The sequence below is a fragment of the Blastopirellula marina genome, from assembly GCF_002967715.1.
Taxonomy (GTDB): Bacteria; Planctomycetota; Planctomycetia; order Pirellulales; family Pirellulaceae; genus Bremerella; species Bremerella marina_B.
Genome location: NZ_PUIA01000016.1, coordinates 227051 through 243071, shown reverse-complemented (window position 1 = coordinate 243071; position 16021 = coordinate 227051). Strand labels below are relative to the sequence as shown.

At 55.1% G+C, this 16021-nt stretch carries 9 protein-coding genes; 7 read left to right on the top strand and 2 right to left on the bottom strand.

Features of this window, described 5'->3' with window-relative positions; genetic code table 11:
- The first annotated feature begins 13 nt into the window (after positions 1 to 13).
- The gene (locus C5Y96_RS02950) at positions 14 to 1471 is read left to right on the top strand and encodes a DUF1501 domain-containing protein (protein WP_105350044.1); all 1458 of its coding nucleotides are present in this window, start codon (positions 14 to 16) and stop codon (positions 1469 to 1471) included.
- Positions 1472 to 1496: 25 nt separating this feature from the next.
- Here C5Y96_RS02950 and C5Y96_RS02945 read toward each other — a convergent pair whose 3' ends face one another.
- The gene (locus tag C5Y96_RS02945; RefSeq protein ID WP_105350043.1) at positions 1497 to 2525 is read right to left on the bottom strand and encodes a nucleoside hydrolase; all 1029 of its coding nucleotides are present in this window, start codon (positions 2523 to 2525) and stop codon (positions 1497 to 1499) included.
- A gap of 213 nt (positions 2526 to 2738) precedes the next feature.
- Positions 2739 to 3800: a LacI family DNA-binding transcriptional regulator gene (locus C5Y96_RS02940; RefSeq protein ID WP_105350042.1), complete on the bottom strand. Its 1062-nt coding sequence runs from the start codon at positions 3798 to 3800 to the stop codon at positions 2739 to 2741.
- Positions 3801 to 4451: 651 nt separating this feature from the next.
- Here C5Y96_RS02940 and C5Y96_RS02935 point away from each other — a divergent pair.
- The 6 genes from C5Y96_RS02935 to C5Y96_RS02905 all read left to right on the top strand — a co-directional run bounded on the left by C5Y96_RS02935 (position 4452) and on the right by C5Y96_RS02905 (position 15857).
- Positions 4452 to 7439: a PVC-type heme-binding CxxCH protein gene (locus C5Y96_RS02935; protein WP_158261064.1), complete on the top strand. Its 2988-nt coding sequence runs from the start codon at positions 4452 to 4454 to the stop codon at positions 7437 to 7439.
- A 51-nt stretch (positions 7440 to 7490) separates the two neighbouring features.
- Entirely contained in the window at positions 7491 to 8438 is a 948-nt protein-coding gene (locus C5Y96_RS02930; protein WP_105350040.1) for a sugar phosphate isomerase/epimerase family protein, read from the top strand.
- A 12-nt stretch (positions 8439 to 8450) separates the two neighbouring features.
- Positions 8451 to 9050 carry a DJ-1/PfpI family protein gene (locus tag C5Y96_RS02925; protein ID WP_105350039.1) on the top strand — a complete coding sequence of 200 codons (600 nt, stop codon included), beginning with the start codon at positions 8451 to 8453 and terminating at the stop codon, positions 9048 to 9050.
- On the top strand, positions 9047 to 10300 hold the full coding sequence (locus C5Y96_RS02920; protein WP_105350038.1) for an MFS transporter: 1254 nt from the start codon (positions 9047 to 9049) through the stop codon (positions 10298 to 10300). The genes C5Y96_RS02925 and C5Y96_RS02920 overlap by 4 nt, the downstream gene beginning before the upstream one ends.
- Positions 10301 to 11181: 881 nt before the next feature.
- The gene (locus tag C5Y96_RS02910; protein WP_105350036.1) at positions 11182 to 12690 is read left to right on the top strand and encodes an efflux RND transporter periplasmic adaptor subunit; all 1509 of its coding nucleotides are present in this window, start codon (positions 11182 to 11184) and stop codon (positions 12688 to 12690) included.
- Positions 12691 to 12758: 68 nt separating this feature from the next.
- Positions 12759 to 15857 (top strand): efflux RND transporter permease subunit, encoded by a 3099-nt coding sequence (locus tag C5Y96_RS02905; protein ID WP_105350035.1) that lies wholly within the window; start codon positions 12759 to 12761, stop codon positions 15855 to 15857.
- Positions 15858 to 16021 lie beyond the last annotated feature (164 nt).

The following is a 16021-nucleotide window of genomic DNA, read 5'->3' as shown; positions in this document are numbered from 1 at the left end:
AGGAAGAAAGAGCATGACTTCATACCACGATCTTGCCGTCAGCAGTCGCCGCCACTTTATGGCGACCAGCGCGATGAGTCTGGGCTCGTTGGCTTTCTCCTGGATGCAGCAGCAGGAAGCCTGGGCCGCCGAACAAGCGAAGCCGCCGATCGGACCGCAGGTGTTTGACACAACGCCGAAAGTTCCGGCAAAGCCGCCGCGAGCCAAGGCAATGATCTCGCTCTGGATGCAGGGAGGGCCAAGCCATCACGACTTGTTCGATCCCAAGCCGGAAATGAAAAAGTACGACGGGAAGGAATTCCCGGGCGAACTGAAACAAGACAACAAGGCCCAGGCCAGTTCCAAGGTGTTCGCGTCTCCCTGGAAGTTCTCTCCCAGCGGACAATGTGGAATGGAACTTTCGGAGTTGCTGCCCCACCTGCAAACGGTGGCGGACGACATCTGCCTGATTCGCTCGATGAAAACGGGCGTGAACAATCACGGTCAATCGATTCGGGCGTTGCAGGGAGGCCGCATCACAGGCGGTCGGCCGACGCTGGGAAGTTGGATGACCTACGGACTGGGATCGGAGGCCAACAACCTGCCGGCATTCGTTGCGTTGATCGATCCAGGACAACTGCCGGTGCTGGGAGTCGAGAACTGGTCGAATGGCTGGTTGCCGTCGATCTACCAGGGAACGGTCATTCGGCCGACCGAACCGCGAATCCTGGATCTTACGCCGCCGGCTCATCTGAAGGGAATTGCGCAGCAGAAATCGCTGGAATACCTGGAGCAGCTGAACTCACAACACGTCCGGCAGTTTGCGGACGTCTCCGACCTTCAGGCCCGGATGGCCAGCTATCAGTTGGCCGCCAAGATGCAGTTGGCGGCGACCGAGGCACTTGACCTGTCGCAAGAGACCGAAACAACGAAAAAAATGTACGGGATCGATCAAAAGGAGACGGCCGACTACGGCAGTCGCTGTTTGATCGCGCGACGCTTGATTGAGCGGGGCGTTCGCTTCGTCCAGGTTTACACCGCGAATCAGTTATGGGATAGCCATGGTCGTATCACGACGTTGCTGCCCAATGCCTGTAAGAAGGTCGACCAGCCGTCAGCCGCCTTAGTCGCCGACTTGAAACAACGGGGATTGCTGGACGAGACAGTGGTTCACTGGGGGGGCGAAATGGGGCGATTGCCGGTCGTTCAGAATGACGCAGGCCCCGATAAGATTGGCCGCGATCATAATACCTACGGGTTTAGCATGTGGGTCGCCGGGGGCGGTTTCCGCGGAGGCTACGTCCACGGTAAAACCGATGAGTGGGGACATCACGCGGTTGAAGGGGTAGTCAATCACTTCGACTATCACGCCACGCTGCTCCATCTGTTCGGTCTGGAACATGACAAGCTGACCTTCCGAAGGAGCGAACGGGATCAGACGCTGACCGACGGACAGCCGGCGAAGATTGTACACGAGTTACTGAACGCGTAGGCAAACGCGACCGCTTGCCTGGATGCTACTTGGCGAGCGGCGGTTGGCTGACGAGGCAGCGCTGCGTCTCGATGACGCGAATGGCCTGATCTTTGTCCATGGTCAAGTAGCGATCGCGTCCGTCGACCTGCGGTTGAAATCTGGTGAAACCGTCGTCATCTACCGAAACGAGCCCCGGCTCCGAAAGCCCGAAGTGGCAATCTTCTGGTCGCACGGCGTAGAGCACGCTGGTCAAATCCCAGGTTGGCCGGTCATGATTGGGGCCACTGTGCAGGAGATAGGCTTGACGCACAATATGGTGCGGCACGTAATTGAAGTCTCGGGCCACGCTTTCTCGCGGATAGGGCGCGGCGATCCCGATCAGAAAATCGCTCCACACCACAGGCGAATCGTGCGGCCACTTCTCTGCAAAACGCTGCATCGAGCCAATCCCATTTTTAACGTTCGCTTCCAGGTAATGGGCATTGCCGTTGACCGGCGAGAATGCGCCCGCCATGACCGAGGTCAAGCGAACCTTCTGACGAATGAGCTCTTTGCCCGTTAGAGGGCTAATTTCATCTGCGGGAGATTCGACCAGGTCGGCCAGGTTGGCGGCCAGCCCCACTTGGATCAACACTAAAGACTTGTCTTCTGCCGCGGCGAGGGTCTTTCGCAAGATGGTCACCGCATCGGGTGCATCATCACTGGAGAGCAAATCGTGCGGGTAACGCAATTCACCCTCATCTTTCGTTTTCACGAGTGAAAGATACTTGCTTTCCCGCTTTTGAGCGTCGTGAGTGACACCAATGGGAATCTGACCGCGACCATAGAACGTGTTCACCGCGTCGACAAACGGTGCTGTCAGCGGATTCACCTTGGAGATAGTGACGGCCTTAATATCGCACTCGTTTCGATCGGCTAACGCATGCAGCATGGCAAGGGCCAACACGTCATCGACGTCGCCAGAGATGTCGGTATCGAAGATCACGGGAACGGGTTCAGTCGCTCGGGCTTGACCAATTCCGAACACGAGAGAGCCCATCAAGACTGCGACAACTAGGTACGTGCGATTCATCTTTTCTTTTCCAGCCGGTTGAAGTGAACAGAGGAGCTTGGCATATGCGATACTTCCCGCCCCCAACAAGAAGTCGGTTTGATCAAAGCATCGCCGGGGGTTTATCGTCTGACGCAAAGAACCGCGAGGGTAAGTAATGCGTGGTTGATGACAGGTTTCAACAGGCCGATCTTACAGGATGTTCTTTCTCTTGCACAATCAAACGAACCGTTCTCAAAGTTTCACCACGGACTCTCGTTCCACGAGTGACGCCTCCAGTTGAATCTCGACATCAGGCATGCCAACGGGTTGCGCCATGCGGCAGGCCAACTGCTGCACAGCCACCCGGCCAATCTGCTCGGCATGAATGTCGAACGTGGTTAGGCCTGGATGCAGTCCGGCAATCAAGGGCTCGTCATTGTTGGCGGAGATCACGCTGATGTCTTTGCCTACTTGCAAACCTCGGGTTGCCAAAGCACGGTAAACGAGCGTGGCCACGCTATCGGCAGCGGCGAACACCGCCGTGGGACGGGGCTTCATTTCCAGGAGTTGGTCGACCAAGTGCATCACGTCCGAGACATCCGTGGGAGGCTGCATTGGCAATTGCCAGCCTTTGTCAGGGGCTTCGCTCAAACAAATGACGCTTGCTCCAAGACGCTGACCATGGGCGACGAAGCCGTCCTCGCGAACCATGAATTGCTGGTGATCCGGTTTAGGGTTGAGAACCGCTAAGCGTTGATGCCCACGCTTGATCAGGTATTCCGCGGCCCAAGCTCCCACGTGATAAGAATTGGAACAAACGGAGTCTCCCCAGCATCCCAGCGGCTTCCCCAAAAGCCATACCGAAGGCAAGCCTCTCAGACGCTTCATCAAATCGTTTTGCTCACGTCCGATCTCTTCTCCCTGCAAGGAGCCTAGCAGAATCACCCCATCCAGAGTTTGCGAAAGCTTGGCGGATGTCGGCGGAGCAAGTTGGGGAAAATGCCGCAACAGAACATGTGCTCCGGCATCGGACAGTCCTGCTTCGACCCCATTAATTGCCCGCGAGACGGCAGGAATCGAGAGTAGCCGGCGGTCCATCCCCAACGACATGAGCCCAATCGTTCGGCCCCGCAGGATTCCGCCGAGACCTTCTCCCACAGCCCCCTGTGGTCGTCGATAGTTCATACTTTCGGCCAGAGCGCGAATCTGTTCAGCCCGCTTGGCGCTGATCGTCGGATCCCCTTTAAAGACCCGGCTGACCGTGCTGATCGAGACATTCGCCGCTTCGGCGAGTTCCCGCATGGTTACCTTCATCAAATGGCCTTCGCTGTACGAAATACGATCGACTCCTCCATAGATCCCCCAACGGTCTCATCTGACGGAGAAGCCAACGCATATCATCCTAACCGAAATCAACGCAAATGAAACGCAAAATTTGCATTAGCCTAAATCAATGTCAATCCCTGGAAACAAACCGATTCCGCTATCCCACAGCATAAATCCTGCGTACAACCATGTATTCCTTGCGTAAGCAATCAAGGAATTGCTATGGAGATGACTTTATTTGAACGAAAATTCTGCTCTTATCCATACGACTATGATCAGTGAATTCAAACTCCCTCCAATTATTCCGTTTTCGACCCCCTTGAATTGTCTTGCATGATTTTTTGCGTAATTTGATCAAAAAATTTGCATTGAGTCTGGCGGATCAATATATTGAGACCACTCCGCTCTAGCCCACCTGGAGTGATCTGAAAATGCCGTGGTCGACTGGTCTTCCCCTTCGCCAGAACCGAGGCAATGCCGTACACACCCCAACTTCCTTATCGCGAAACCTCTGCAGAAGTAGATCCGCATACGAAATATCAGAGTTCGGGACGAATGAATACGTATCACCCTACATCGAAGTGTGCGAGGACTACCCCCAAGCCACGCGTGTCTCGGCAGTATTGGCGACCATTGAGGATGATTGCCTTTTGCTTGGTGTGTGGAACGCTCTTTATCTCGGGAAGCCAGGCAGAGGAGAACTGGCAGCCGAAGAATACTCAGGCCGCGGAACAACAACCTCCCTCCCCTCAGCAATCGCTGAACTTGCTTCGTGTACCCGATGGTTTTCAGGTAATACTAGCTGCGGCGGAACCCGATGTTCGCCAGCCGATTGCGATGGCCTTCGATACCCGGGGGCGTCTTTGGGTGGCTGAAAGCTACTCGTACGACGGCTCGAACTTTACCGACGAACGACGCGATCGAATTCTGATCTTTGAAGACCGGGATGGAGACGGCACACTTGAAACCCGCAAGATCTTTAAAGATGGCCTGAACCGCTTGTTCGGGCTTGCCCTTGGCTTCGGTGGGGTATGGATCGCCGCGCCGCCATATGTTTCCTTCATTCCCGACCATGACGGAGATGATGTTCCAGACGGGCCTCCCGAAGTAAGACTGGAGGGCTTCACACTCAAGGCCGAGCATAACTCCGTCAATGGACTTACCTGGGGCCCCGATGGATGGCTGTACGGGCGGCATGGAATCAAGCAGCCCTCGCTGGTCGGTGTGCAAGGACAGAAAGCCCGCGAGCGTGTACCGCTTAGTTGTTGCATTTGGCGTTTTCATCCGAAGCACAAGACATTTGAAGTCGTTGCCGATGGGACGGTGAACCCCTGGGGACTCGATTTTGACGATTACGGCGAAGCTTTCTTCAGCAGCAGTGTAGTCGATCACTTCTGGAACTTGATTCCTGGTGCTCGGTACACACGTCGTATAGGGTTGGACGAGCACCCGAACCCCTATACATACGAATTGATGGGCTCGGCCTGTGATCATTTGCATTGGGATTTTCACCGTGGCGAGAAAGCTGAAAGAGTCGGCTATGGCAACGATGCATTTGGTGGTGGACACGCGCACTGCGATTTAATGATTTATCTCGGCGACCGTTGGCCCCAAAAGTATCGCGGCACAGCGCTAATGAGCAATATCCACGGCCGCCGTATCAACTTGGACCGGATCATGACCGATCAGGCCGGCCGTTCGATTGCGCAGCATGAGCATGACTTTCTCAAAAGCGACGACTTCTGGTTTCGTGCCGTGTCGATGGAATATGGACCTGATGGCGACATTTTCGTTACCGATTGGTCCGACCTGGGGGAGTGCCATGACCGAGATGGAATCCATCGCACGAGCGGTCGTATTTACAAAGTTACCTGGGGAGATCCGCAGCAGATTACCGTAAATCTCGCAGCGATGACGAACTCGGAACTCGTCGCATTACAGAAGCATTCGAACCAGTGGTTTGTCCGGCAAAGCCGCCAATTGCTGCAGGAACGCAGCGTCAAGGGCGAACCCATGCAGCAAGCCCACCAGCAGTTGCGAGAAATGTATTCCACTGCGAGAGACGTCCGGCACCAACTTCGAGCCATCTGGACGCTGTATGTCACCGAGGGAGCGGAGCCGGAGTGGCTGCTAGAGCAATTGCAGAGCGATAACGCACACGTACGTGCCTGGTCCGTTCGCCTGCTGAGCGATCGTCCTGAGGCGAATGCAGAGCTTGTAATTCCGCTGGCCGCGTTGGCCCAAACGGAATCGACGTGGCTCGTGCGGCGAGAGCTGGCTTCGGCGGCGCAACGTCTGCCAGCTTCAAAGCGATGGGCAATACTTGCGGCATTGGCGACAAATCGTGAAGCCGCTAGCGAAGCCAACCTCGAACGGCTCATATGGTACGCCCTGGAACCTGCCGTTGCCGACGACGCCCCGCAGGCCTTGCGACTGGCCGAGTTGCCGATTCCATCCCGGCTGCGTCGATTCATCGCACGCCGCGTAGCTGACGACATCGAAGAATCTCCGCAAGCTCTCAATCGATTACTGGACAGCCTGAAAAAAGCGAAATCGACCGACCATTTGCTAGACCTGCTGACGGGACTGAATGAGTCGATCGTGCGTAATCGACCGCGTGTCCAACTCAAAGACTCACAGCAGCAAATGCTCGCACATTGGACCCAGAGTAACGATGGCCGGATACGTCAGGGCACGATTACGACGGCGCTTATCCTGGGAGATGAGTCCTTGGTTGAATCGGTTGGACAGCAGGTACATGACCCCGAAGTGGACCAAGCCCTGCGAGAAGATACCTTGGCAGGATTGGTGGCGCGGCATCCAGCTAACCTGGCTGGACATTTGATGCAATTGATCAACGAAGAACAGCTCTTGTCATCGGCGTTATTAGCATCGGCCAGCGTGGATGATGAGAACCTCGTCTCACTGCTACTGGCAAAGTACCCTCACTTCTCGCGAGACGAGAAACGGCTGTGTATCGATGCCCTGATTGCTCGTGCCCGTTCCGCCTCGCTTCTGCTGGATGCGGTCGAGGCAGGCAAGATTTCGTCTCGTGAGATTTCCCCTCAGCAAGCGGTCCAGATCGCGGCCTTGCCTGACAAGAAGTTCCGGGAACGAATCATCAAAACTTGGGGGTCGATTGGTTCGACATCGCAAGAGCGTCGTCAACAAATTGCCGCGCTAAAAAAATCGCTCCGATCAGATTACTTGCACGACGCCGATTCCAAGCACGGTCGCCAGTTGTTCCTAGAGAAATGTTCTGCGTGCCACAAGCTGTTCAATGAAGGTCGGAACGTCGCTCCTGATCTGACCGGTGCGCAGCGTAAGAGCCTCGACTACCTCCTGTTAAACATCGTTGATCCTAATGCCACCGTACCAGCCGACTATCGGACAAGTATCATCCTGCTTGAAGACGGACGAGTCGTATCGGGGTGTGTCACCGAGGAGAACGACCGCGTGCTAACGGTTCGGACACGCGAAAACGACCTGCATCTACGGCGCGAAGAAATTGAGGAAATGAAAACACTTTCCACATCGCTGATGCCCGAAGATCTGCTGAAAGGGATGGAAATGGATGATGTGCGAGACCTATTCTCCTATCTCATGTCTGACGGCGTGCCTAAGTAACAGACTTCCCATTCGTTTCAGTGACGATCCCCTCCTGAATTGAAAAGAGCCATGATGAATCGACGTGAATTCCTGACCAGCACACTGGCGGCTGGCATGCTAACTCCGTTAGCCAAGTCACTAATCGCCGCTGCGCCCGCCTCCACGATGACACTCGGTTACGGCACCTATGGGCTCAAGTCTTTTACTTCGGAACAGGCGATCGATCTGATCGCAGGCACCGGCTTCGATTCTATCGAGTTTACCATCTGGCCCGATTGGGACCTGGACCCGGCTAAGGTCGACACAAGTCGTCGCAAGTTACTTCGAGAGAAACTGGAGAAGAGCCCGCTGAAACTGACCTCGCTCATGGAGAACCTGTCTGTACAAAAACCGGGGGAGAATTTAAGCGTCCGACTGGAACGGATCAAACGTGTGGCCGAATTAGCTCACGACCTGTCTCCTAAGAATCCCCCCTTGATGCAAACAGTGCTACATGGCTCGATGACATCCAAGGGAATATTACGGCAATATGCCGATGAGCTTGCTGAATGGGTGAAAGTTGCCGACAGCGTCGATTTGACCATTGCCTTCAAGCCGCACCGAGGCAGCACGGTCAGCCGTCCGGACGAAGCCGTATGGATTATCAAGTCGCTGGGCCAGCCTGAAAGGCTCAAGATCTGTTACGACTATTCGCACTATGACCTGCGTGACATGACGCTAGAAAGCACCGTCAAAGAGGCGTTGCCTTGGATCGCGCACGTGGCAGTCAAGGATGTGGTTCCCACTGAGAAGGGAACCCGCTTCGTGTTGCCCGGTGCAGGCGGCCGCATTGACTATGCCCACTTACTGACGCTATTGCAGCAAGGAGGCTACCGCGGTGACGTTAGTTGCGAAGTAAGCGGCCAGGTCTGGTCGCAGCCCGGTTACGATCCGAAAGCGACCATGAAAACGTGCTATGCCAATATGTCCCAAGCCTTCGAGAAGGCCGACGTTCCCCGCCCCATGAAGAACCGCTAAGGAACTTTACCCGTGTATCAAGTGCTACTGCCTATTGGAGACGCCACCGAAGTCATGGATACCCTGTATCCGTTTTTCCGGCTGGGCGAAGATGGTTTCAACGTTGTTGTGGCTGGTCCGGAAGCGAGACTCTACCATGGAGTGATGCACGAGATTCCCCCAGGCGAGAACATTCCCTGGGACATCACACGCGAGCAGCCAGCGTACCACGTGAAAGCAGAAGTGGCGTTTCGCGATGTCAATCCAGATGACTACGCCGGGCTGTTCTTAAGTGGTGGCCGCGCTCCAGAGTACTTGCGCTACGACCAGGATCTGCTTCGCATCACCCGCCACTTTTTTGACTGTGGCAAACCGGTCGCAATTGTCTGTCACGGTGTAGAGATTGCTGCGGCCGCCGGCTGCCTGGTCGGTCGGTCGGCAACCACCGTAGCAAAATGCGAGTTGGACATAACACAGTTTGGCGGAACTTACATCAACCAACCCTGCGTCATCGATGGCAATCTCGTGAGTGCCCGAACGTGGCATGACTATTCGCCATTCATGCCGAAGTTTATCGAACTGCTGAAGTTGACAAGTGGAGTGCAAGACGCCGATCGCGGGGTGTCCTCATGACAACGGAAACCATCGCGGAGCATCACGGTCTGAGACGGACGCAATGGATGACACTGATCGCCGCTTTCCTGGGATGGATGTTCGATGGCGTCGAGATGGGAATATTCCCACTGGTAGCCCGACCGTCATTGCAGGACCTGCTTGGTGTCACGGATGACGCGGAAATTGGCCGCTGGATGGGTTTGATTACGGCAGGATTTCTTGTGGGTGCCGCGTTAGGCGGACTGGTGTTTGGCTGGCTGGGCGACCGGATTGGCCGGGTGCGGGCCATGTCGCTTAGCATCGTGACCTACTCGGTATTCACCGGCTTATGCTATTTCGCCGCCGAGCCCTGGCATCTAGGTGGCCTACGTTTCCTGGCAGCGCTTGGGATGGGTGGGGAATGGTCGCTTGGTGTTGCCCTGGTGATGGAGTGCTGGCCGGAACGGCATCGGCCGTGGCTGGCGGGCGCGATCGGCGCGGCGTCCAACGTCGGATTCCTGCTGATTGCCTGTATCGGTTGGATGATCCCCGTCACGGTCGAATCGTGGCGGTGGGTTATGATTGCCGGTGCAGCCCCTGCCCTGTTGACCTTCTTCATCCGTCTGTTTGTTCCCGAATCGGAACGCTGGAAAGAAGCGATTGAGCAGGAATCGGCGAACCCGTTTACCGAGATCCTCAAGCCAAAGATACTCAAGCCGACCCTCCTGGGTATTGCGTTTGCCTCGATCGCGTTGATCGGCTCATGGGGCTCGGTTCAGTGGCTTCCGCTGTGGGCCGACCAGATGACGGGCGGCACAGTGCCAGAAGCCAAAGCGATGACAACCGCACTAACTGCCGTTGGGGCGATTATTGGTTGTTTGGGCGGGGCTTATTTAGGCGGGGTGGTCGGACGTCGTCCCGTCTACTTCATGCTGAGCCTCTTGTCGCTACTGACATGCGGCTACCTCTTTCGCATGGTTGATGCCTACGGATATGAATTCCTGTTCATGGCGGCGATAGTGGGAACGGTAACCTCCGCGTTTTATGGTTGGCTGCCGCTCTATTTGCCCGAGCTGTTCCCGACCCGCGTCCGCGCTACCTGCCAGGGATTGAGCTTCAACGCTGGCCGGATATTTGCCGCCGTCGGTGCGTTGCAGATGGGGGCATTAATGAAGCATTACAACGGCAGCTATGCCCAGGCGGGGGCGACAATCTCGTTGATTTATGTCCTGGGCCTGCTACTAATTTGGCTGGCTCCCGAAACGAAAGGACAGTCCTTGCCTGATTGAACTTATAGCAATTTGTCACCGAATCGATCACATGCGACCACCGTTCTGCTCGCATCAGCCACCCCCTAATGCTACCTACGTTCCATCAAACTTACTAAGCGGACCTAAACGGGAATTTTCACGGAAACACGATGAATAAGCCTCCGCGAAGAAGCCACCCCGCAGAGGGGCCGGTTCATCATTTGTCGCAATACTGCGGCAATCAGCAACGCGGCTCACGTTTCGTTGACATCTCAACATATGTCGACTAATTTAAGCTTTGTTAGTCACTCCCGCCTTTGACGTTCTTTCCATGTCACCAAATGCTCGTTTAGTAGGATCCCGCCGGATATCGGTGTGCTTTCGAGTACTCCTACTGATCGCGATATGGACAGGCCCCATCCCTTATTGTCACTGTCACGGCACAATGCTTGATTCCGAGAATCCCAGTTCTGGCTGGTTTCTCAATCACTTGCAGGCATTCCATGCCGATGCCGCACTCTTCGCTGACGTCGACTTTGGATGGCATCTTCACTTCTCCCCGCCGGGTAATTCAGAAGATAAAGAATCCCCACAGGCAAAATGGCTCTCGCTGGCTGGCACAACAACCGCTGTCTCGGCGTGCTTGCAAGACTTGCGATCGCTCATTCCGCTGGCTATCCCGACGGGCAATTTGACTAGTAGCAAAGTTAAACCAGCCGCGTACGCGACGGGCCCCTTCTTAACGAACTTCGCTCCATCTCTGCCCATACCTCTTCGACTTGGCGTCATCCGCTGCTAGAGCCTCCCCTCTCACAGCTTCTTTGACGCAGACTCTCTGTCGCAATGTCCTTGCGTGAGTCGCTGCGCCAATCGATTTCGGCACTTCTTACTTTGGGCGACTTCGCTGGAGAACACCATCCATGACATCGGCAACGCTTGGCAATATGCGATCATTGATCTTACTTGTGGTTCTAGCAGTCTTTGCGATTGCTGCGGGAATGTGGTGGGTTTCCACCAGAGCCACTCAGTTATCTCACCAGGATACCGGCGCTGGGGCCGAACACGAACCGGATCCCCACGCCCCCCAGATCGCTGCGAATGATCCTACCGCTGAAACAATCGAATTCCCTCAGCATCGCTGGGAGGCTGGTTCGGTCGTCATCGAGCCCGTCCAGTTACACTCCTTCGAGAAACGAGTCGAAGTTACCGGCAAGATTGCCATCAATGAAGATCGTCTGGCTCATATCTTCCCGTTGGCCGAAGGGGTAGTGGATGAAGTCACGGTGCACCTGGGAGATCAGGTGAAAAAGAAGGACGTACTGGCGATCGTTCAAAGTCGCGAAGTCGGCCAGGCCAAGCTTCAGCTCTATCAAGATCGGTTGAAGCTCGACCAGATATCGGCCCAGGACAAATGGACGCAACAAATCGTAACGAACGTCCAAGAGCTGATCGAAATGATCCGGGCGGAAGCAGAGGTTAGTGAGATCGAAGAACGATTCCGAGGAAAGCCCATCGGCGAATACCGTAACCAACTTCTGACGGCCTATATTGGCAAGCATACACATCAGCAAACGGTCAGCCGTCTATCCCCACTTTCCCAGACAGGGGCCGTTTCGGGCAAACAATTGATCCAGGCCGAATCGGACAGCAATACCGCTCGGGCCACGCTTCAATCTTTGATCGAGCAGATTCAGCAAGAAGCCGTTCAGGAGAGCCTTCGCTCTTCCCACGCCGTAAAAGAAATGGAAACACGCGTGGCTGTTGACGAGGCGGCACTGAAGGTTCTGGGTTTTGATCAGGAGGCACTTGAGGAAATCAATCCGGTCATCCAGGGCGAGGCCGTTTCCCATATGCCCATCTTCGCTCCCTTTGACGGAACCATCATCTCCAAGGACGTCGTCCTTGCCGAGCGTGTCGGCCCCGAAAGCCAGATCTTTAGCGTCGCTGACCTTTCCACCGTCTGGGTAACGGCCGACATCTACGAAGGCCAACTTCCCCTGCTCTCCCAAGCACGCGGTAAGACGATTCAGCTAAAAGCCGATGCCTGGCCGGGGCGGACATTCGATGCCAAAGTTTTCTACACCGGCGATCTGGTTGATCCCGACAGTCGAACACTCACGCTTCGGGCGGTGGCCGACAACCAAGATGCGGCTCTCAAGCCTGGCATGTTCGTGCATGTTCTGTTTCCAACTAGCGATGCCGGAAAAAGCTTGCAAATTCCTGCCACTGCTTTGCAGGACTTCGAAGGTCGTAACTTTGTATTCCTGCACCTGGGGGGCGACCTCTTTGAGGCACGCGATGTCACCCTGGGACGCAAGACCGAAAACATGGTGGAAATTGTCGAAGGGTTGAAAGAGGGAGATCAAATTGCGGTGCGAGGTGGCTTCGCATTGAAGTCGAAAATGCTGGACAGCTTGCTTGAAGAATAAGCCGAGCTGACTGCTGCTTGAATGCGTTTTATCTGCACACATTTTCGATCCCGAATGCCGAGTCTACCATGGTTCAAAATATTATTGAATGGTCCCTGAACAATCGATTCATCGTGATGCTGCTCGCCGTGGTTTTACTTGGGGCGGGGGTTGTCTCCGTCGCAAGACTTCCGCTCGATGCCGTTCCCGACTTGACGAATGTTCAAGTTCAAGTCCTCACGACCTCCCCTGCCCTCGGCCCTGTCGAGGTGGAACAGTTCATTACTTTCCCAGTGGAAAATGCCCTAAGCGGACTTCCGAAAGTGGAAGAAATTCGGTCGATTAGCCGCATTGGTTTGTCGGCGGTAACTGTCGCGTTCGAAGAGGGAACGGATATCTACTGGGCTCGAAATCTCGTCAACGAACGACTGCAACAGGCTCGCGAAAACATCCCGCCAGGCATGGGGGATCCTCAGATGGGGCCGATTGCCACCGGCATGAGCGAGATCTACCAGTTCGAGGTGCGTGCCGAAGAAGGACACGAATACAGCCTGATGGATCTCCGCACCATTCTCGACTGGCAAATCGCTTTTCAGCTGCGCAGTGTGCCTGGTGTAATCGAAGTCAATACGTTTGGCGGCGAGCTGAAGACGTATGAAGTTCAGGTCAATCCCGATCGACTGTTGAACTTCAACATCTCCCTGAATCGCGTCTTTGAGGCCCTAGAAGAAAACAATGCCAACGCCGGTGGTGGTTATATCACCCATAGCGCCGAGCAGCGTCTCATTCGCGGTGAGGGACTCATTCGTAATATGAAGGATATTGAAGACATTGTTCTCGATAGCCGTCGCGATGGGACCCCGATCCGTATCTCAGACGTAGCTAACGTTCGATTTGCGCCCATGCTGCGTCAAGGGGCTGTCACTCGTGACGGTAATCGAGAAGCGGTCACCGGCATGGTGATGATGCTAATGGGAGGGAACTCTCGCCAGGTGGTCGAGGATGTGAAACACAAGATCGCTGAAATCCAGGAGACACTTCCCGAAGGCGTCTACATCGATACCTTCTATGACCGCACTGAATTGGTTGAGAAGACGATTCACACGATTGCCGAAAACATCAGTGTCGGCGTGATCCTGGTCATCATTATGCTCTTTCTTTTGCTCGGGGATATTCGAGCAGGCCTGATTGTTTCTGCGGCCATTCCTCTTTCGGCCATGTGTGCCCTGATTGCGATGAAGCTTGCTGGGGTTTCGGCAAACTTAATGAGCCTCGGGGCGATCGACTTCGGGATCATCGTGGATGGTGCCGTGGTGATGATCGAGAACGCCGTGCGACATGCCAGCCGTTACCAACGTGAGCATGGGGGTGTCGTCCCCAAGGAAGTCTTTAAGGAATCATCGAAGGAGGTCGGCACGCCGATTCTATTCGCGGGTCTGATCGTGATTATCGTGTTCCTGCCGATCCTCAGCCTGCAAGGAGTCGAAGGCAAGATGTTTCGCCCGATGGCCTTCACTTTCATGTCGGCACTGACAGGTGCTTTGATTCTGAGTGTTACCGTGATGCCTGTGATGGCCTCCCTCTTTCTCGCTCGCAGCGTCAGTTCGAAAGACACCTTCCTGGTAAACTGGCTTAAGAAGTGGTACGAACCGCTGCTTAACTTTTCGATGCGTCACCCCATCCCCATGCTCGGAACTTCGATCGCGGTATTTGCCGTGAGTGTTGTTGTCGCCAGTGGTTTCGGTGTCGAATTTGTGCCGAAGCTGGATGAAGGGGACATCGCGATTCAATCGGTTCGATTGCCTAGCGTTTCTTTGGAAACATCCATCGAAATGACGAAAGCGATGGAGCGAACATTGCTCAAATTTCCACAGGTAGAAAGCGTTATCTCTAAGACAGGACGTCCGGAAATCGCGAACGACCCGATGGGCGTTCATCAGACGGACGTCCTGGTAAGACTCAAGCCTGTGGATGAGTGGCCCGAAGTGATCGCGAAAACCGATTTGGTGGAACAAATGCAAGCCGCCTTGGAGGAGGAAGTGCCCAGCAACTCCTACGGCTTCACGCAGCCCATCGAACTACGCGTGCAGGAACTTGTCGCAGGCGTTCGATCGGACGTAGGCCTCAGCATTTACGGAGACGATCTCGATGTGCTCAAAGAACAAGGGGACCGAATTGTTCGTGCTCTGAACGGTGTGGAAGGGGCAGCCGACGTGCAAGCCCAACAGGTCGCAGGGCTTCCCTACATGCGGATCAACATTCGCCGCGATGCGATTGCCCGCTATGGAATCAACGCCGCAGACATCCTTCGCGCGGTACAAGTGGTCGGCGGTCATACTGTCGGGGAAGTCTTCGAAGGACAACGTCGTTTCCCGCTACAAGTTCGCCTGGCCCCCGAGTGGCGCTACAATATCGAGAAGCTGGAACAGATCAAGATCGAAGATCCCCAAGGCCGGAGTATTCCGATCACGCAGTTGGCGGATATCATCGTTGAAGATGGCCCTTCCGAAATCAGCCGTCATGCCATTCGCCGCCGACTATTGGTTCAGTGCAATGTGCGGGGACGAGACCTGGCTGGATTCGTCGCTGACGCCAAGCAGACCATTGCCCGAGAAGTAAAACTACCTGCCGGTTACTCGTTGGCCTGGGGTGGGCAGTTTCAGAATCTGGAAGAAGCATCGCGGCGTTTGCTGATTGCCGTGCCGGTCGCTCTCTTTCTGATCTTTTCGCTGCTGTACATTACCTTTAATTCCGCCAAGCTGACGATGCTGATCTATTTGAACGTGCCCATCGCGGCCACGGGTGGTATTTTTGCGCTGTGGATACGTGACATGCCTTTCTCGATCTCGGCAGGTGTCGGCTTTATTGCGTTGTTTGGGATCGCGGTGATGAATGGTGTCGTTTTGATCGAACATATCCGGCACCTCAGGCACGAAGGCTTCGATCAACTTACCGCAGTAACGACCGGCTCTATCGACCGACTTCGCCCCGTGCTGATGACCGCATCTTGCGGTGCGCTGGGCTTTGTCCCCATGGCGATATCAGGCAGCGCCGGTGCTGAAGTACAACGCCCCCTGGCTACGGTGGTTATCGGCGGGCTAATTACCTGTACGGTGCTTACACTGTTAGTTCTACCTGCGATTTACCGCTGGTTTGAACCCTCCGCCGCTGCCGATGAACACGATTAATTCGTGTATCAGCGAGCGTAAATCCGCTCGTTCCCCTAATGATCAATGATCGGGGAACGAGCTTTCGGTTTGGCGCAAGTCCCATGAGGACACTCGGGGCAAACTGCGGACAATACAAATTACCTATTTCAACCTGATCCATCGGCAGCCCCCGATCCCCTGAA